The sequence below is a fragment of the Desulfoluna sp. genome, from assembly GCF_030145185.1.
In the GTDB taxonomy this organism is placed as follows: Bacteria; Desulfobacterota; Desulfobacteria; order Desulfobacterales; family Desulfolunaceae; genus Desulfoluna.
In genome coordinates this window covers 33447-53280 of record NZ_JAQYWB010000023.1, presented here as the reverse complement: position 1 = coordinate 53280, position 19834 = coordinate 33447, and the positions used below count along the sequence as shown (strand labels likewise).

The 19834-nt window shown below is 53.4% G+C and carries 12 protein-coding genes; 8 read left to right on the top strand and 4 right to left on the bottom strand.

The features are described 5' to 3' along the window. Window positions 1-12 precede the first annotated feature (12 nt). Window positions 13-1344: a guanine deaminase gene (gene guaD, locus Q1Q75_RS09420; RefSeq protein ID WP_300669733.1), complete on the bottom strand. Its 1332-nt coding sequence runs from the start codon at window positions 1342-1344 to the stop codon at window positions 13-15. A 432-nt stretch (window positions 1345-1776) separates the two neighbouring features. On the opposite strand from guaD, the gene Q1Q75_RS09415 reads away from it, so the two are divergent. The 8 genes from Q1Q75_RS09415 (at window position 1777) to dnaE (ending at window position 14124) form a co-directional block, all read left to right on the top strand. Next, window positions 1777-2838, top strand: a complete 1062-nt coding sequence (locus tag Q1Q75_RS09415) for a BMP family ABC transporter substrate-binding protein (protein WP_300669732.1) — start codon at window positions 1777-1779, stop codon at window positions 2836-2838. 93 nt (window positions 2839-2931) lie between these two features. Further along, window positions 2932-3996 carry an ABC transporter permease gene (locus Q1Q75_RS09410; protein ID WP_300669731.1) on the top strand — a complete coding sequence of 355 codons (1065 nt, stop codon included), beginning with the start codon at window positions 2932-2934 and terminating at the stop codon, window positions 3994-3996. Next, on the top strand, window positions 3993-4913 hold the full coding sequence (locus Q1Q75_RS09405; protein ID WP_300669730.1) for an ABC transporter permease: 921 nt from the start codon (window positions 3993-3995) through the stop codon (window positions 4911-4913). Before Q1Q75_RS09410 ends, Q1Q75_RS09405 begins: the two co-directional genes overlap by 4 nt. Before the next feature lie 78 nt (window positions 4914-4991). Further along, window positions 4992-5483 carry a xanthine phosphoribosyltransferase gene (gene gpt / locus Q1Q75_RS09400; RefSeq protein ID WP_300669729.1) on the top strand — a complete coding sequence of 164 codons (492 nt, stop codon included), beginning with the start codon at window positions 4992-4994 and terminating at the stop codon, window positions 5481-5483. Then, the gene (locus Q1Q75_RS09395; protein ID WP_300669727.1) at window positions 5480-6970 is read left to right on the top strand and encodes an ABC transporter ATP-binding protein; all 1491 of its coding nucleotides are present in this window, start codon (window positions 5480-5482) and stop codon (window positions 6968-6970) included. The genes gpt and Q1Q75_RS09395 overlap by 4 nt, the downstream gene beginning before the upstream one ends. A gap of 66 nt (window positions 6971-7036) precedes the next feature. Then, window positions 7037-8107 carry a polysaccharide deacetylase family protein gene (locus Q1Q75_RS09390; RefSeq protein WP_300669725.1) on the top strand — a complete coding sequence of 357 codons (1071 nt, stop codon included), beginning with the start codon at window positions 7037-7039 and terminating at the stop codon, window positions 8105-8107. Between the two features lie 620 nt (window positions 8108-8727). Next, window positions 8728-10191 carry an IMP dehydrogenase gene (gene guaB / locus Q1Q75_RS09385; protein ID WP_300669723.1) on the top strand — a complete coding sequence of 488 codons (1464 nt, stop codon included), beginning with the start codon at window positions 8728-8730 and terminating at the stop codon, window positions 10189-10191. Between the two features lie 354 nt (window positions 10192-10545). After that, window positions 10546-14124, top strand: coding sequence for a DNA polymerase III subunit alpha (gene dnaE, locus Q1Q75_RS09380; RefSeq protein WP_300669721.1), 3579 nt, complete (start codon window positions 10546-10548; stop codon window positions 14122-14124). Between the two features lie 399 nt (window positions 14125-14523). On the opposite strand, the gene Q1Q75_RS09375 is transcribed toward dnaE, so the two are convergent. Genes Q1Q75_RS09375 through Q1Q75_RS09365 form a run of 3 tightly spaced genes read right to left on the bottom strand, consistent with a single transcriptional unit; the run spans window position 14524 to window position 19833 of the window. Beyond that, complete coding sequence (locus Q1Q75_RS09375) at window positions 14524-16050, bottom strand: hypothetical protein (protein WP_300669719.1); 1527 nt, start codon at window positions 16048-16050, stop codon at window positions 14524-14526. Between the two features lies 1 nt (window position 16051). After that, window positions 16052-17752 carry a hypothetical protein gene (locus Q1Q75_RS09370; RefSeq protein ID WP_300669717.1) on the bottom strand — a complete coding sequence of 567 codons (1701 nt, stop codon included), beginning with the start codon at window positions 17750-17752 and terminating at the stop codon, window positions 16052-16054. Then, the gene (locus tag Q1Q75_RS09365) at window positions 17752-19833 is read right to left on the bottom strand and encodes a hypothetical protein (RefSeq protein ID WP_300669715.1); all 2082 of its coding nucleotides are present in this window, start codon (window positions 19831-19833) and stop codon (window positions 17752-17754) included. The genes Q1Q75_RS09370 and Q1Q75_RS09365 overlap by 1 nt, the downstream gene beginning before the upstream one ends. Window position 19834 lies beyond the last annotated feature (1 nt).

Below are 19834 nucleotides of genomic sequence, written 5' to 3'. Positions count from 1 at the left end.
CCTTTTTGTTGTCTACAGCCGCTCTTCACTTCGCGTATATGCCGGTTTCCCCATGATGTGGGTGGCCGTGATGAAGCGGTCGTCCCCTAAAATCATCAGAACGAAGAGACGTTCTTCAAGGCTTTCAGTGCGCGTGGTGCGCCGAGCCGCCAGGGGGGTGGCTTCCGGGTCAAGGACCAGAAAGTCTGCTTCTGACCCTTTCTGAAAGGACCCGATCCGCGTCTCTAAGCCCAGGGAACGTGCTCCTCCCAGGGTGGCCAGATAAAAAGCCGTGGTCGCGGCAAGGGGCGTGCGGCACAGTTGACAGACCTTAAACCCTTCGGCCATCGTGTAGAGCTGGGAAAAAGAGGTGCCACCCCCTACGTCACTTCCGAGGCCCACGGAGATGCTATGCCGTTCGGCGTTGTCCATGCGAAAAAGGCCGCTTCCCAGAAAGAGGTTGGAGGAGGGACAAAAAGAGACGGCAGCGCCACTGTCCGCGAGGCGCTCATATTCACCTTCGCTGAGGTGAATGGCGTGGGCAAAGAGCGAGCCTTTGCCCACGAGTCCGAAGTGATCATAGACATCCAGATAGTTTTCAGCTTTGGGGAAGAGCTCTCGGACCGTTCTTATCTCTTCGTGATTTTCTGATAAATGGGTGTGCATGATCAACCCGTCGGCTTCTTTCATCAACGCTTGCGCCGCATCGAGCTGTTGGGGTGTGGAGGTGACGGCAAACCGGGGAGTGACGGCATATCCGAGGCGACCTTTGCCATGCCAGCGTTCGATAAGCGAAAGGCTCTCATCAAAGGCAGATTCAGGGGTATCTGTAAGAAAATCAGGGGCATTGCGATCCATCAGGGTTTTGCCGGTGACGAAGCGAAGGTTGCGCTTTTCGGCTTCCCGGAAAAGGGCCTCGGCGGATTCGGCATGAACCGTGGCCATGGCCAGGGAGGTGGTGGTGCCGTTTTTCAGGGTTTCATCAAAGTAACGTTCCGCCCCCCGTCGACAAACCTCTGGGTCGGCAAACCGTCCCTCTTCGGGAAAGGTATAGGTATCGAGCCAATGGAGAAGCTCGGTGCTGTTGGAGGCGATGATCGATAGTTGAGGTGGGTGGATGTGGGTGTCCACAAAGCCGGGCAGGATTAATTTGCCGCTGTAATCATACCCGGTGGTTACGGCCTCTTCGTGGGCCGGGCAGTCACATCGGTCTCCTGCAAATTGAATGATGCCGTTCTCAATCAGCAGCATTCCGTCAGGATGATAATGCCATGCTTTGTCCCCTGCAATTCGGGGGTCTTCGGTAAAGTAGAGAATATTGCCCTTGACGGCAATCACGCTCCGGGATGATTTAAAATGAGACATTTTTATTTGGTTTCGTCTGTTGTCATTCATTACCAGGATAGAGACGCCCGTGTTACTCTTACGGGTCGAATCAAAACGTTTGCACGTCTCCTGAGGGGTCTCGGTTAAAGCCGCATAACTGGAGAGGCCAAGGCTCTCAAATCAAAATTTTAACACAAAAATTTTAGACTATTCATTTTAGTTGGTGAAATGCAAGTGATCTCTTTTTCTGCAGGGGTGAGATTCTTTAGACTTGCTGAAAAGGGGACTTTCATATATTTGGTTTGAGTTACTGCTTACATTGATGGTCCCGTACATCTTCGGGACAGCCTGCTTTCGATGTGCCGAAGACGATTGATTCGTTCTACAAGATTTCGTGGCATACCGGGGACGTGTTGGATCTCAGGATTCTGTGTCCTGCCCATCAAAGCCAATTCATATGTGGAGGATGATATGCGCAAGGTTCTGGTTCTGCTGGTGCTCGCCCTGCTTGTGGCTGGGGTGACAGCACAGGCGGCTGAAAAGAAAATGAAAATTGGTTTTGTCTATGTCTCTCCAGTCGGGGACGCGGGCTATTCTTATGCCCACGATGTGGCTCGAAAAGCCATCGAAGCCCTTCCCGGTGTGGAGGTCAAATTCCTGGAGTCGGTCAAAGAAGGTGCTGATTCCGAACGTGTCTTTTTAAAAATGGCACGCAATAAATATGACCTGATTTTTGGCACCAGCTTCGGGTACATGAACCCCATGCTGAAGGTTGCGAAAAAATTTCCGAACACTGTATTTATGCACTGTTCCGGTTACGAAACCTCGAAAAATATGGGCAACTATTTTGGCCGCATGTATCAGGCTCGCTATCTTTCCGGCATGGTGGCCGGTTCCATGACAAAGAGCAATGTCCTTGGCTATGTGGCAGCGTTTCCCATGCCTGAGGTCATTCGAGGGATCAACGCCTTTGCCCTGGGTGCCCAGGCTGTGAACCCCAAAGCCCAGGTGCGCGTCGTTTGGACCAAGACCTGGTACGATCCGGCCATTGAAAAAGAGGGCGCAAAGAGCCTTCTTGATGTGGGTGCCGACGTCATCGCCCAGCACCAGGACTCTCCTGGTCCCCAGGAAGCAGCCGAGGAACGCGGCGTGTACTCCATCGGATACAACACCGACATGAGCAGTTTTGCCCCCAAGGCCCACCTTGTGGCTCCCATTTGGAATTGGGCGCCTTACTATATAGAGGTGCTTAACAGCGTCAAAGACGGGACCTGGAAGAGCGGATCCACGTGGAATGGCCTGGCCGAAGGCGTGGTGGACTTAAGTCCCATGAGCGATATGGTTCCAGCCGATGTGAAAGCCACCGTCCTGGCACGAAGATCTGAGATCAAAAAAGGCGACTACGTTGTTTTTTCTGGCCCGGTCAAGGATCAGTCCGGTACGGTTCGCATTGCCGACGGCGTCGTCCCCTCCGATCAGGATCTTCTGAAAATGGGTTGGTTCGTCGAAGGGGTCATCGGCACCACCAAATAGTGCTCTGGCATTTGTGATTGCAGCATCGCGGGGGGAACGGTTGTTCCCCCCTATTTCTTTATGGACCCAAGGACAAATGAGTCACACAATAAGATGTTCGATTTAACCATAAGAAAACGTCAGGAAAGCCTGGGCTGGACCGCAGTCCTGATTTATTCCGGAGCCGTGGCCATGGCACTGCTCTTCAGCGCCGGCCTGTTGTTCTTTCAGGGCAACTCTCCCATCGAAGGGTTGAGCCTCCTGCTTGAAGGGGCTTTTGGTTCCTCGTATGCCATTGAGGATTGTCTGATCAAGGCGATTCCTATTTACCTCTGCGCATTGGGTGTCGCCATCGCCTTTAAGCTTCAGATCTGGAATATCGGAGCGGAAGGACAGTTTGCCCTGGGCGCCATCGGTGCCACCTGGGTGGCCATCACCTTTCCCGGACACTCTTCCTGGGTGATGATTCCGTCCATGATGGCGGCTGCCTTTCTCTGTGGCGGACTCTGGGGTGTCATTCCGGCGGTTTTGAAACTCAAGGCGAATGCCAACGAGATCATTGTGACCCTGATGCTTAATTATATCGCCATTCTGATTCTTGATTATCTGGTTTACGGACCCTGGAAATCCCCGGACAGTTTTGGCTTTCCCATGACCCAGGAGTTCTCCTCCGGGGCCATCATCGGCAAGATTGGAGAGACCAATCTTAACTGGGGACTTCTGATCTGCCTGATTTCGGGCCTCGTTATCTACATTTTTTTCAAGTTTACCGTGATGGGGTTTGAGCTTAAGGCCAGCGGGGAAAACGTTCGAGCCGCACGCTACGCGCGGTTTCCCTATGGGCGTTTGGTCATTATCTCCATGCTGCTCAGCGGTGCCTTTGCCGGTTGGGCGGGATTCGTGGAGGCCTCGGCCACACTGAACAGACTCCAGCCCACCATCATGGTGGGGTATGGCTACACCGCCATTGTGGTGGCCTGGCTGGCACGTCTTAACCCCTTTTATATCGGCATTTCATCCTTTCTCCTGGCGGGACTTCGGGTGGGGGTGGAAAACCTTCAGCTTGAGCTCCAGGTCCCCGCAGCCTTCGGTGAGATTATGGAGGGATTGATTCTTTTGACGATCCTTGCCGGAACTTTTTTCATCAATTACCGATTTGTACGGAGGCCGCGGCCATGACCCCCGATATCCTCATTCCTCTGCTGGCGGCCACGGTTCAGTCCGGCACCCCCATTCTTTTTGCGACCCTGGGGGCCATTTTTTGCGAAAAATCAGGGGTTTTGAACCTTGGCGTGGAAGGTATTATGGCGGTGGGCGCCCTGGCAGGGTTTGCCGTCTCATATTACACGGGCAGTGTTTGGTTCGGGTTTCTGGCGGGGGGCCTCGCCGGTATGCTGATGGGGGGCGTCCATGGCGTGGTTTGTCTCGGATTCCTGGGTAACCAGGTGGTTTCAGGACTTGCCCTGACCATTTTAGGGGTGGGGCTGGCCAATTACCTTGGCACCCCTCTGATCGGGTTGAGCGCTTCGGGGTTCGTCCCGGTGGACCTTCCATTGCTTGCCCGAATTCCCTTTTTAGGGCCCATTTTTTTTCAGCAGGACCCTCTGGTTTACGTCTCGTATGGGGTCCCCGTGGGCATGTGGTACTTTTTCAAATATACCCGGGCCGGGCTCAGGCTCCGGGCTGCCGGTGAAAATCCCGATGCCGCATTGGCTGCAGGTATCCATTCCGTCAATTATCGATGGCTGGGCGTGTTGTGCGGCGGTTTTTTCATGGGGCTCGGCGGGGCCTATCTTTCCCTGGCTTATACGCATATGTGGGCAAATCATCTTACGTCCGGACGGGGCTGGATTGCCGTGGCCCTGGTTATTTTTGCCTTTTGGAACCCGTTGCGGGCTGTTGCCGGGGCCTATCTGTTCGGCGGTGTCATGGCCTTTCAGTTCCGGCTTCAGGCATCGGGGACCCATATCCCCTCCTCGTTTCTTTTGATGCTGCCTTATGTTCTGACCTTGAGTGTGCTGGTCTTCTCTTCCTGGAAAGGGGGCAGCAGTGCTACCCCCCAAGCACTTGGGGTGAATATAGAACCGGCGGATTGATTTCTTGGATGAACGTCATCCTTCATTTATAATGAACCCTTAAACAACCCTTACCGATGCGTAAATGTGGAGTAAAGCATGAGCGATTCGACTCGATATCAGAGGCGCCACCCCATCTCTTGGGAGCAACTGCACCGTGACGCCAAGGCCCTGGCCTGGCGTCTTCTTGACATGGACATGACCTGGAAGGGCATCGCCGCCGTGACCCGCGGAGGGCTGGTTCCTGCGGCCGTTATCGCCCGGGAGCTGGAGATCCATTATGTGGAGACCATCTGTATCTCCAGTTACACCTGGAAAGAACAGGGTCAGGCCACGATTATCAAGCCCCTGCGGGACAGCGGGGAGGGGTGGCTGATTATCGATGACCTCGTGGACACCGGCAAAACAGCCCAGGTGGTGCGCAATATGCTCCCAGGCGCCCATTTTGCCACTCTCTACGCCAAACCCGAGGGCAAGCCCCATGTGGACACCTTTGTGACCGAGGTGACTCAGGATACCTGGATTCTCTTTCCCTGGGATTCCGAGTCCCGGTTTGTGGAACCCATAGCCGGGATGAATAAAAAGAAATGAAACAGCCAGCCGACATCGTCATTGCCCTTGAAGGGATCAGTAAATCCTTCGGAAAGGTCCACGCCAATAAAGACATTTGCCTCACCATCCGCAAAGGGACGGTGAAGGCTCTGCTTGGAGAGAACGGGGCGGGCAAAAGCACGCTCATGAGCATCCTGGCCGGTCGCCTTCAGCCCGATTCCGGGAGCATCACGGTGGATGGCACGCCCACGCATTTTTCGTCTGCCAAAGAGGCCATTGATGTCGGGATCGGGATGGTCTATCAGCATTTTAAGCTGGTGGAGTCCATGACCGTCGCGGAAAATGTTTTTCTGGGGCAGGAGGGAGGGCGGATGCTCAAGCCCCGCGCCATGGAAACGAGGGTGAGGGAGCTGGCGAACGCGTACAACCTTGATATTGACCCGGCGGCCACGGTGGCCGATCTCTCCATGGGTGAAAAACAACGGGTTGAAATTTTAAAACTTCTCCTGCGCAAGAGTCGGATTCTTATCTTCGATGAACCCACGGCCGTGCTCACCCCCCAGGAGGGGGATGAGCTTTTCAAGGCCCTCTCCTTTATGGCCGATCAGGGAAAATCCATCGTCTTTATCAGCCACAAGCTAGGGGAGGTGATGCGAGTGGCCGATGAGGTGGCGATCCTGAGAAAAGGGGAGATCATTGAGGAGAAGAGCATCTCGGAGGTCACCTCCAAGGATGATCTGGCCCGCATGATGGTGGGAAAAGAGACCTTCCTCTCCGTGGTGAAAAATAAGGTGGAGGGAGGGGAATTGGTCCTTGATGTGAAGGGGCTGGACGGAAATGGCCTGAAAGGCATTTCACTCAACCTTCGCCGCGGGGAAATCCTCGGCATCGTCGGGGTGGCTGGAAACGGTCAGAAACCCCTGGTGGAGACCATCTGTGGATTGCAGGCCCCCGAAAAAGGGGAGATCACCATTCTGGGGAAAAGCTGGAAATCTTTTTTTTCCCGGAGAAAAAATCAGGACACCTTAAGCTACATCCCCGAGGATCGCATCGGGTTGGCCACCTGCCCCTCCATGAACCTGTCGGATAATTTTCTGCTGACCACCCGCAAGGGGTTCAAGCGGGGGCCATGGCTACGACGCAAACGGGTAGAAAGTGAGTCCCAGAATGTGGTGGATCGCTTCAGCGTTCTTCCCGGGCATATTTCTGCCCAAGCTCGCCATCTCTCTGGAGGCAACCTCCAGAAGCTGGTGCTGGGCCGCGAGTTTTTTCGGAATCCCGGCTTGATTGTCGCGGAACAACCGACCCAGGGCCTTGACATTGCCACGGCCAAAGCCATCTGGGATCATCTGGTGACGGCCCGGGAAAGTGCGGGCATTCTTCTGGTTACCGGAGACTTGAATGAAGCGTTTTCCCTGTCGGACCGCGTGGCGGTGATGTTCGAGGGGGAGATTGTCGATCTCTTTGAGGTCACTGATATGGAAAAACGCGGGCGCATAGGCCTGATGATGGCCGGTGCGGCGTAAGGCGATGGCAGCACCGAGCTGTCGATGAATCAATTTTCGAGAAGCGATCAGGTAAGGATGCGGGTTATGGGTTTTACAATGGGTGAGGGGCGTCTGGGCAAGTGCAGTGCGCTCCTGATGCTGATGGTTATGCTTTGGGTCTTTACCCCCGTGTGCACGTGGGCCGGCACGGACTCAGCTGTGATTTTTATGTACCATCGGTTTGGGGATGCCCGTTTTTCATCGACCAATATCCGGATGGATCAGTTTAAGGCTCATTTGGCGTACCTTGAAGACAACGGTTTCAAGGTGGCGCCCCTTAATGAGGTGGTGGCCGCCCTTAAAAAAGGGGAAGAGTTACCGGATAAAACCGTCGTCCTCACCATGGATGATGCCTACGCCAGTTTGTATGATAACGCCTGGCCCCTGCTGAAGGAAAAGGGCTGGCCCTTCACGGTCTTTGTCAGCACGGATGTTGTGGACCACCATTATAAAGATTACATGACCTGGGATCAGCTTCGGGAAATCAGCGAGGGCGGGGCGCAAGTGGCCAATCACACGGCCTCTCACCCATACATGATCAAACGTTTCGATGAAGAGACCCAAATTCAGTGGCTTGGGCGGTTACAGGCCGACATTTTGAAAGCTCAGGGACGCCTTGAAGAAGAAATAGGCACCTGTCCTCAGCTGCTGGCTTATCCCTACGGGGAATACAACACCCAGGTGGCAAACATGGTGTCTGAACTGGGATACACGGCTTTTGGGCAGAATTCCGGCGCTGTGGGCACGTTTACCGATTTGAGGGCCATCCCGCGGTTTCCTTTGTCCGAAAGGTACGGAGACATGAAAGCATTTCATATGAAAGCCAACGCCCGCGCTCTGCCGGTTGTGTCAGAGACCCCGTGGAATCCCCAGACCCTGGAGACCCGTCCTGAGCTTGAGATTACCCTTGCTCCCACGGACGCATTGCTGGATGAGTTGAGCTGCTATGTGTCGGGCCAGGGGCGTGTGGAGATTCAATGGGTGATCCCCGGGAAACGATTTAAAGTGCAAGCCAGGGACGCTCTTTCTGTGGGAAGGCATAAATACAATATTACCGTTCCTGGTAAAGATAGGTCGATATATCACTGGTTTTCACGTCAATGGATTGTCCGTTAGTAAAACGCCGATTGCTTGTGTCCCCCCTGTGCAGACGTTTTTACGGGGGTGGCGGTATTTTTTGAGACGAAGAAAAAGGATTTGCCAGAGGCACCCATCTCATGTAATATTCCGGCCAAAAAAAAGGGCAACAAGAATCATTTCATTATTTTTTGAACCCAATCCGGTATTACCGGATTTTTTTGTACCCTTGATGGATATCCCTGACCCAAGGGGTATGCATTTTTACCGGTGACAGAGACACGCTGACGTTACCGGTTCTCAGGGGTGCCCATATAATCTTAGCAAGGCTTCAAGGACCGGGGGGAACCCGGCCCACAACCTGTCTTCTGCTACCCAACACCCGGAAATGGTCCAGTGGTACTGGCATTTTGTATTCGGATTTTATGACCGGAAGGGTGTCGTGTATTCAGGCGTTGGTGAAGGCGAGATCCACGCGTTTCTGGTGCGTCGGCTGCCTGTATGATGCACCGTATTTCTGCTTTATTCCATGGGGATAGGGCGGGTTACCGTATCTGCGACGTCTTCATTTTGTCTTGACTGTTAGAAGGAAGGTTCGGATTTTTATCCGTGAGGGCTTCGGTCTTTTATTACACATCCGCTTTTTGGAGGTAACGTTCATGAAAACCATTCCACCGGAAAATGCTTATTCCTTTGATGATGTTCTTCTTATTCCGAACTATTCCGATGTGCTCCCTAACATGGTGGACACCACCACGCGTCTGACTCGAAATATTACCCTTAATATTCCCCTGCTCAGTGCGGCCATGGACACGGTGACCGAATCCCGCGCCGCCATCAGCATGGCCCGCAGTGGTGGGATCGGCATCATTCATCGCAACATGCCCATTGAACGGCAGGTGATTGAAGTCAACCGTGTGAAGAAATCTGAAAGCGGGATGATCATCGATCCGGTGACTGTCAGGCCCGATGCCACCATCTTTGAAGTGAACAAGTTGATGAAGCATTACCGGATTTCCGGTGTGCCGGTCACTGTCGGGGAACAATTGGTGGGTATTGTCACCAACCGGGACCTCCGTTTTGAGACCAAGTTGGAACGAAAAATTTCTGAGGTTATGACCTCAGAAAACCTGATTACCGTTCCCGAAGGAACCACGCTCGAAGAGTCCAAAGCCCTTCTGCACAAGCATCGTATTGAAAAACTCCTCGTCGTAAATGTCGAAGGTAAATTGGCCGGTATCATCACCACCAAAGACATCGAAAAGGTTAAAAAATACCCCAACGCCTGTAAAGACAGCGTTGGCCGTCTGCGCGTTGGGGCTGCCATCGGTGTGGGTGAGGATATGATGGAGCGCGCCGAGGCCTTGATCAAGGCCAGCGCCGATGTGCTCTGTATTGATACCTCCCACGGCCACTCCAAGAACGTGATTGATTCCATCATTAAATTGAAAGCTACCTTTGAAGGCGTGGAGATTATTGCGGGCAACGTCGCCACCGCCAAAGGGGCTCAGGCCCTGGTGGACGCCGGAGTAGACGGCATCAAGGTGGGGATTGGTCCCGGTTCCATCTGTACCACACGGATCGTCTCAGGATGTGGTGTTCCCCAGCTGACCGCCATCTCCAACTGCAAGGCCGTTTCCGACCGTACCGGTGTGCCTTTGATCGCTGACGGTGGGATTAAGTTCTCAGGAGATATCGCCAAGGCCATCGGCGCGGGTGCCCACAGCGTCATGCTGGGTGGTGTTCTGGCAGGGACCGAAGAGAGCCCCGGTGAAACCATTATCTATCAGGGCCGGAGCTATAAAGTCTATCGCGGCATGGGGTCCCTGGAAGCGATGCAGTCCGGCAGCAAGGATCGGTACTACCTCGGTGAGGACGAAGAGAACGAAAAACTGGTTCCTGAAGGGATCGTGGGCCGGGTGCCTTACAAGGGCTCTCTGGTCGACAACATTTTTCAGTTGATCGGTGGCCTGAAGGCCGGAATGGGTTATGTGGGATCACGGACCATCGAAGAGCTTCGTGAGATGGCTCGTTTTGTCCGCATCACCAACGCAGGCCTTCGAGAGAGCCACGCGCACGATGTTATTATTACCGAAGAGGCGCCCAACTACCGCCTCGAATAAGCGGTTCGAGCCGTTTTTGAAAAAGGGGCGATGAGTTCATGGCCCTTTGACTGAGACAGGAATGAAAGACCCCCTCCTTTGTGGGAGGGGGTCTTTTTTGTTCGGGGGGCAAAAAGGGTTGCAACGGGGTGCCAATGGCGATATTTCTGACTCTGCTGTTGCTCTCTCTCCTCCAGGTGGCCGGGCATACGTAAATACAGTGCCACTGTGAACCTTGACCCTGAGGCTGCGCCGAGATCCCCTGCTTTTCAGTGAACAGGTGACGCGTCCTGTAAAGAATCAATGACTTGTCTTGTTTCTGACATAAACGCCAGAACGAATTTAAAAACCCCATACATCCCGATATACGAGGCCATGACGCAATCATCCGACGGTATTCCCGATTTTGTTCATCTGCATGTTCACTCCCAGTACAGCCTTCTGGACGGTGCCATTCGACTGGATCCACTCTTAGAACGGACCAAAGAGTTCGGCATGAACTCCGTGGCCGTGACCGATCACGGCAGCATGTTTGCCGCCGTAGAGTTTTACGATAAGGCCAACCACGCCGGAGTGAAACCGATCATCGGGTTTGAAGCGTACATGGCACCCCGGGGGTTAAAACGCAAAGAGGGGCTGGAAGATGGCACCGGTCTTGCTCACCTTGTGCTCCTGGCAGAAAACAACGTTGGGTACACCAACCTCTGCAAGCTGGCCTCCATCGCTCAATTACAGGGGTTCTACTACAAGCCCCGTATTGACCGTGAGGTGCTGGCAGAGCACACCGAGGGGGTCATTGCCCTGTCGGCCTGCCTGGCCGGAGAAATTCCCAAGCTCATCATGAAAGGGAAGCAGCAGGAGGCCGATGCTCTGGCCTGCCACTACCAGAAGCTTTTCGGAGAGAGAAATTACTTTCTGGAGGTCCAGGAAAACGGCCTGGTCGAGCAGTATAAAGTCAACGAGGCGCTCTTTGACATGAGCAAGCGCCTCGGCATTCCCATGGTGGCCACCAACGATTGCCATTACTTGAATTATGAGGACAATAAAGCCCACGAGGTTCTTCTCTGCATTCAAACGGGCACCACCATGGATGATCCGAAGCGCTTTAAATTCGGCACGGATCAGTTGCATTTCAAGTCCCCTGCCGAGATGGCCAGAGCCTTTGGCAGCACCCCGGAGGTGCTTGCAAACACCGTCGCCATTGCCGATCGGTGCCATATTGAGTTTGATTTCAATACCTACCATTTCCCCCAGTTTGATGCCACCAGCGAACACACCGCCGATGAGCTCTTCGAGATTCAAGCCCGAGAGGGGTTTCAAACCCGTATGGCGGCCATCGAGGCCAAAAACCCCGATGTGGACCGAGCGGTTTATGAAGAGCGCCTCGACTATGAAGTGAAGACCATCATCGAAATGGGATTCCCCGGCTATTTTCTCATTGTGGCGGACTTCATCGGCTACGGCAAGGCCAACGGCATCCCCGTTGGGCCGGGCAGGGGATCGGCGGCGGGCAGTATCGTTGCCTATTCCATGAACATCACCGAGCTTGATCCCATTGAGCATGGCCTGATCTTCGAGCGATTCCTGAACCCATCTCGAATCAGTATGCCTGATATCGACGTCGATTTCTGCATCCGTGGTCGGGAGAAGGTGTTTAATTACGTGGTTGGCCGGTATGGGGGCGGGGACTATGTAGCCCAGATTATTACCTTCGGGACCTTGAAGCCCAAAGCCGTCATCCGGGATGTGGGGCGTGCCCTCAACATTCCCCTCTCCGAGGTGGACCGGATCGCCAAGCTGGTCCCCGATACCCTGGGGATCAAGCTGAATCAGGCCCTCATCGATGAACCGGAACTCAAAGAGCTCGTGGATTCGCGAGCCGACTACACCGAACTCATCAATGTGTGTCGGGTTTTGGAAGGCTTGACCCGTCATGCCTCCACCCACGCGGCAGGGGTCGTGGTCTCGGATAAGCCTCTGGTGGAGTATCTTCCGCTGTTTAAAGGCCGAAACGGTGAAACCATTACCCAGCTGGACATGAAGCGGGTTGAGCAGATCGGCCTCGTCAAGTTTGACTTCCTGGGCCTTCGAAACCTGACCGTGATTGATGACGCCTTAAAGATGATTGAACTGCAGGGCATAGAGCGCCCCGATATGACCCATATCGATGTGGCAGACAAGCCTACCTTTGACCTCTTATGCAGCGGGAACACCACGGGCGTCTTTCAGCTTGAAAGCTCGGGCATGAAGGATCTTCTGGTTCGGCTCCGGCCCGAGGCCTTCAAAGACATCACGGCTCTGGTGGCCCTTTATCGCCCTGGGCCCCTCGACTCCGGCATGGTGGATGCCTACGTGGATCGAAAGCACGGCAGGGAACCCGTGGAGTACCTTCTTCCGGGGCTGGAGGGGATCCTGGAAGAGACCTACGGGGTGATTCTCTATCAGGAGCAGGTGATGCAGCTTGCGGGTGTCATCGCCAACTACACCATGGCGGAAGCAGACGGCCTGCGAAAGGCCATGGGCAAGAAAATTGCCGCGGCCATGGCCGAGCATCGCACCCTTTTTATGAAAGGGGCCCTTGAAAACAATCACCCCGAAGACAAAGCGGGTGCTCTGTTTGACTTGATGGAAAAATTCGGTGGCTATGGTTTTAACAAATCCCACAGCGCCGCCTACGCCCTGGTCTGCTATCAGACAGCCTGGCTGAAAGCCCATTTTCCCGTGGAGTTTATGGCGGCCCTTCTCACCAGTGAGATTGGAAACGCCGACGGCATCGTCAAATTTATAGCGGAATGCAAGAACAACCATATTGATGTGTTGCCCCCGGACGTCAATGAGAGCCTGGGCGTTTTTTCGGTCCTGGACGGTCGCATTCGATTTGGGCTCACCGCCGTCAAGGGTGTGGGCGAGGGCCCCATTGAGGTCATTCTCAATGAACGAAAGGAGAATGGCCCCTTTGTCAGTATCTTTGAGTTCTGTGAACGGGTGGACCTTCGCAAGGTGAACAAGCGTGTTTTAGATGCCCTCATTAAAAGTGGGGCCTTCGATTTTACGGGGGCATCGCGTAACCAGCTGATGGTGGTGATGGAGGAGGCCTTAGATCACGGTTCCCGCGTCCAGAAAGAGAAGAATGACCCGCAGCTCTCTCTTTTCGGGGATGCCTCAGGTGGGGGGGCCCGCATTAATGTCCCGGTCCTGCCGGATGTGCCGGCCTGGGAAGAGCGCCATCGTCTCACCCTCGAAAAGGAGGTGCTGGGTTTTTATATTTCCGGTCACCCCTTGAATCAGTATGAAGAGATCATGAAAGGCTATGCCACCCTCACCGGACTCAACAAGGAGAACGCTGTGGAAGGTGCCCCCGTGAGATTTGGGGGGATGGTCACCACGGTGAAGGTGATTCGAACCAAAAAAGGGGACCAGATGGCCTTTGTGTCCATCGAAGACCTCTACAGCGACATCGAGGTGGTGGTTTTTCCTTCCACCTTTGCCGATGCCCGTCATCTTCTGGCCCCTGACACCATCGTGATGGTCGAAGGCGTCTCCCAGGTCAAAGAGAACAACGTCACCATCGCAGCGGAACGTCTGGTTCATATGGATGATGTAACCGGCCTCTGGACCGGAGGCGTCGCACTTCATCTGGACGCCGGTGAAATTCAGATGGAGTTGATTCCTCGGTTGGATGCCGTGTTAAAGCGTTACCCCGGTCCCAGTGGGGTCATCGTGTATCTTCTGCTTCGAGGTCACTCCATGACCACCATTGAGTTGCCCGACTACGCTGGCGTGACCGTTTCCCCACAGCTTTTGGATGACCTGAAAGCCCTGGCAGGGAAGACACATGTCCGTACCATTGCGACACCGCCCAAAGTCAAAGAACGGAAAAAACCGGCCTGGATGAATCGGAAAAATGGCAACGGAAATGGAAATGGGAACGGGAAGGGCAATGGAGGCAATTAGATCTGCCTGTGTCGTTTAAGCCTCCTAACCCGGATATTTCATGAGAAAACAATCAAGACTAAGGAATAATCCGTAATGGCAGTTCTTCGCAGTCATATTTTCAGTCGTTTCAAAAATGCAAAATGTAATCCACGGTATTCTGTCTGATTTTCTCACCTTTCAGGCGAGCCGGGTGCACTCATCTGCCGCGTTATCAGAGCTTTGAGGTAAACCACTACATCTTCAGCTCTGATGCCTTGCATATGAGCGCACCCAACTCGTGAAATATCCGGGCTAAATAAATGGATGTTTTTAAAGACGCTGAGATCTATATATCGAAAACAAAACGGGTTTCAAGGCACTGCCTTGAAACCCGTTTTTATTTGTCGTAAGGGACAGGTCTTTGGATGACGTATCTGGCTATTTTTTACCGGAGGCGCAGCCTCGTCCAATATGAATTTCTGAGTCATCTCCACGGGTCATGTGGGTTGTTTTTCCATACATGCGCGTGTTCATTCGGATAAAATCGAGGGTGTCCTCATAAAAACTGAGCTCGTGATTGTATACCTTGACCTCTGTGACGGCTTTGTCCGTATTTAGTTTGGTGCAGGGTTGGCCCTTGTAGCAGGGGACAAGTTCAATGAGGCCGAGGAATTCTGACCCTTCGAACAGGCTGTAGGTGCCATAGCGAATGGGGATTCCCTGGAGCAGTTTGCCGTCACTGGGGACATTGCCGTAATACGTCATCAAGACGTCTTCCTTGGAGGTCTCGCTGTGCGTGGGGGCAATGCGTGCGATGTAGAGTTCTTTTTCCAGGGTGGAGCTGTTGGCAATGTTCTGCTTCTCTTCCAGTTTCAAGGTCCGAAAATCGGTCCGTGTAAATCCTTTATATCGGCAGAGGCGTTCCAGTCCGAGCACGTGGTTGTCTGAGGAGACGGATCCTAAAATAGAAGTGTCCATTAAATCCATGCCATACTCGGCCTTGATGATGGGGAGACGATAAATGAGTTCCCAGCCCTTGGTGTCACGCGTGCCCTGGCTGAAGGCGTCGTTGTATTTGATACGGTTGAAGAATTGGGTGATTTCACTGAAATGAATCACGCTGTTTCGGGTCTCCCCCAACTCGAGGAATGCTTTGTCGTAGTAGCTCAGGAAGGTCAGATTGAAGGGGTTTCCCTGATCGAAATCACTGACTTTCAGGTAGGCGTTGATGTTGTCAAGATCCGTCGGGAAAAAGTATTTCATCCGGAGTTCGACAATGTTGAGGTTTGCACTGATGAGGCGTTGCAGCCTCTTCAACTCAAGGGTCAGGGCAAAGGTCTGTTGTTTTCCCTCAATGTCCATCAGGGGAATGGTAAAGGATTTGGAGCCGATGGCATCGTTATTGGTCAAGGCGTGACTCATGGCAAAATCGCCGGTGCGCATGTAGGCATAGGCCAGAATATGATAAATTTTGGCCTCCAGATCCCGGACCTTGGTTTGCCCGCGGTTTGACTTGTTCGCCGTGGTGTCCGCATAGCTGATAAACTCTTCATAGAGGGCATCGAGTTGGCCCTCAAAATACCTCAGCTCCCGGATATAGCGCTGGATCATCCTTTTCGGGACGGGTCGGCCGGTTTCGATGTCAGACCAGAATTTCGGGTAGTCCCGGTTGACGAACAGCTCAATACCTTCCAGAAAAATGCGGCTGTCCTCGTAGATACTGGTGAGGTAATTGGCTTTCAGTTCTTCCATGGTGGTGGCTTCGGCAGAGAAGGTGACGGGCGGCAGGCAGAAGGTGACCAGCACGAGGGCACCTGCCAAAGACGTGGCGCGTATGAATGCCGTCAAACGGTTTGCGAAGGCACGCAGGAGAACCCCTGATGAGGGAGGGATCAGGTCACGGGATCTCCGGCCTTTCGGGAGATCCAGGAGGAGGGGCGATGTCTCTTCAGTTTGGCTATTCATTCTAACTCCTGTTTTGCTGTAATTTCAACTGAATGATCCGTTCCGCACGATATTCCCGAGGGACCGATGCATCGGGACTCGTGGGGTATTTTTTCTGATAGTAAAGAAAGAGGCCAAGAAAACTCTTGGAGTCCGGCATTTTTTGGAAAGCCGTAAAATCCCCCCCCTTACCGTTGAGTGAAAGTTTTTTGCAAAGGGTAAGGAAGGCTTTTCTGGAGTGATAAATGGCCATGGCTTCACTGCGGTTGTCATGGGCCCTTGCGTAATACTCCGCCAGGCACCTGTGAAAAACCGAGGCATATCGCCAGTAAGAGTTGGACGAGGAGGTGAGGGACTCCACCAGGTTGCCCTCCATTTCGGCGTATCTTCCTGAATCGGAGGTGAGCCCGGAGAGCCGTTTTGCATCCAGAATATTGGCCAGGAGGTAGGCCATGGTAAATCGCGAGGAGTCCCCGATGAACGGGCCTCCATCCTCTGGGCTGGGAATGCGGAGCCCCATCAGGCCGTATTGGTAGAGGACATCCTCCATGAGCCGAAGGTTGCCTGTCTCCACCCCCAGAAGAATCAGTTCGTTGTATATTTTTTTTCGGTAGGAGATGTTGTAGCGAATCTCCTGGGCTGCCCGGTCATAGTATCGCTGATAGAGCGTGAAGAGCTGAGCCCTCGTGGCGGGCAGGGTGTTGTTTCTCAGCACGGAAAATCCTCTTCGGGCGAGGTAGAGGCTCACCACAAAGTTGGTGTTGCCGGAATCTTTGTTGACCTCCTTGACGTACTGGGCATAGGGGGTGCCGTTGACGATGCCTCCCGATGTGCTCAAGTCGTTCAGTCGACTCAGGAGGGTGCGGGTCCGGGTGTGAGTCAGGGGGTCGGTTTTTTCATCATGGCGGAGGCTCCTCCCGAGAAAGTGATACCTGAGGTAGAGCTCGTACAGGGAGAAGAGTTGCGCTGACGAAGGGGTGTACAGGCTCTCCCCGCTTGTTCGGTGGTATCGTTTCCAGAGGGTCTCCAGCCAGTGCCAGGTTTTTGCTTCACAGGTGTGATGGATGGGCTGAGGGTTGTCCCCGTCGATCCAGTGTCCAGCCAGAAGCTCCGTTTCGATCATCATGGCCAGGAAGTGGACGTTTAAGTAGGTGTCGGCTTTGCCCCGAATCCTGAAGCTGACATCGTCCATCATGCGAAGGGAAGGCCCGTTACCGCTCTGGATTTGAGTCAGTTCCAGAAAAGGTGAGATGTAGTGGCGGCTGAGCATCAGGTATTGCCTGAGCTCTGCATCGGTGACGGGAATATTTTCTTCCTGAGGTCTCTTCTCCAATCCAAATCCATATTTGATCTTCTGGAAGTGGAGGTAAAGAAGAAAATATTCGTAAGAGATGTCAAACCGAAGGCGCTGCAGACGTTCCCCGTCCTTGGAAATTTCAAACTCTTCGGTGAGCCGGTCGATGCGTTTTACCATGGTTTCGATGTCATCCACCGGGAGAAAGGGCCCCTCCTCGGGGACGACAGCCAGGGTATTCACCCGGGCCATGTCACGATCGCTTAAGGCCGTGATCCCTGTGTGGGCCGGAGGCTGTTGCTGGGGGACCGCATGGAGCAGATAGAGGCTTCGCCCGCGGGTCTTGAATTCCTGCATAAAATCCGCGCTTGCAGGGCTGCTCCATAGAAAAAAAACCATAAGGGTCAGGTAGATCCGTTGCTTCTTCATTATAAAAGATACCCCTCCGGATTCCTTGAATCCTGCATCCGGTTGTAAAGATCCACATCCTCTGGGGGGAGCAGGAGGAGGACTTTTTTGCCGAGTTTTTGTGCGATCGATTGATAGTATTCGTATTGCCGTTCGTAATCATCTCTCTCTGTTGCGTCGGAGGGGAGGGCACCCGGCAGGGTGCCGGAGATGAACCCTTCTCGTCGCGCGGCCTCAAGGTAATAGGAGCGCGCCAGGTCAAAACTTTGGGCGGCGACTTTCAAGGCTTGGGTGCGAAGTCTCGGGGTCGCAAGATAGGTGTCGGCGATGATGCGGTAAATTTCATATCGGTTGTCTTCTTTATGCACAAGGACTGAGCCCAGGGTATACTTTTCGGATCGAATAAATTCTGCCAATTCCCGTTCATGGCGGATGATAAGGCTCACCTTGCCCTGGGCCGACAACTCACGAAACAGGAGGGTGTAGGCCCCCAGCAGGTTTACGTGGTTGACGCGAAGATTCGGTGCTTTAACAAAGGCTGCGGTAAAGTCGTGCAGGCAGCTTCGCGTGGCGTTGGCCAGGGGAAGCCTCGCATCCGAAAGGGTGGCTTCGAAGAGCCCGGCCTGGAGGAATTCAAAGATGTAATCAATCTCTCCCCGGTACCGGTGAAAAATATGGTTGATGCTGGTGGCCTTGTATTCTCCTCCGTAAATTTCTTCCCCTCCGAAAATTTTTTCCAGATCGGTAAAGACGATGTCGATTTTGGCCCTGGCTTCGTTATAGAGGGGCTGAACGCTTGTGTTGAAGAGGCGTTCTCGTTCCTCCCTGTCGAGGCGTTCCCACCCATCGGCATGTTTCTTTAAGGCCTCCAGAGGCTCACGACAGGAGTAGAGGTTATAGAAAATCCATCCTGTGGGGCAGACGTTGAGTTCATCGAGAATTTTTTTATACGTGGTCCGGTCTTCGACTTTGATTCCTTGTTCTATCTGCTTGAGAAGCCAGCTCTTCATGGCCGACAGAACCACCAGGTCCACTTCCCGATTGTCCATCTTCAACATATCGAGGGTTTCTTTGAAAAGTTTCTCCACGCTGAACTGCTTGGTCCCCTGATTGATAAAGAGCATGAGAGGGAGGACGGTTCGGTGCGATACAGCCTGCTCTGTCCACGTTTGCCGCAGGGAATGGGCGATGATGAGACTGCTGATGGACAGAGGGAGATGACGCTTGAACCAGTCGTAACTGTTCAGGGCGATGTGGGTCTCTATGTCCATAAAGTAAGCAAGGGTGGCGTCAAGCCACGCGCTCTCATCCGGGGTGAAGATGCGTTCCCAGGGTGAGGTCTTGGAGGAGAGCCCGCGACGCCTGAGGTTGTCCAATTCCGTACACACCATCACCATGGTTTCAAGACCTTTGATGTCTTCCTTTTTAAAAGGCGGAGGGGTTTCCGGACTGGATGACAGCTGGGCCACCGTGGTGTTGATGGCCTGAATAAGGTGCTCCTGGGTCAAATAGAGATAGTAGTAAAGGCACTTATAGTAGAGCTCCTCTTTGACGAAGAGCGACCGGTTGGGATAGTACCCGTTTTCAAAATAGCGAATAAAACGAGCGGCTTCATCCGTACGGTTAAGCACGCAGGTTTCAAGGTAGAGACCATTGTAACCGGTAAGATTGATCTTTTCGTCGAAATAGATGTTTGAAAAGGGTTTCACCTTGAGCTGACTGTACTGGGTCAGTTGCGCTTCCGTCTGGCGTGCGGTGGTGATGTTGAGATGGCCGTCCTTCTCAATACCGAGGTGGGAGTCCAGCAATTTAAAAAACGAGGCCCGCTGCCGGGATGTCATCTGGTCTCTCATGTAGAGTTTGCCTACGGCAGAAATCCAAAGCATGGGGCTCTGCTTATTGGACACAGAAATTTTGGGTTCGGAAGAGCTCCGCTCATCCTCCATCTCCATCTCCATCTGGAACTCTGTCATCTCAGAAACCGCGAAAAGAGGGAGGGGAGACATCAGCAAGCCCCCCAGGAGTGTCATCAGGAAGGTAAAAATCCAGAGATGGCATCTACCCAAGGGGCGGGGTGGGGTCGTTTGGTTTGCAGTGATCATG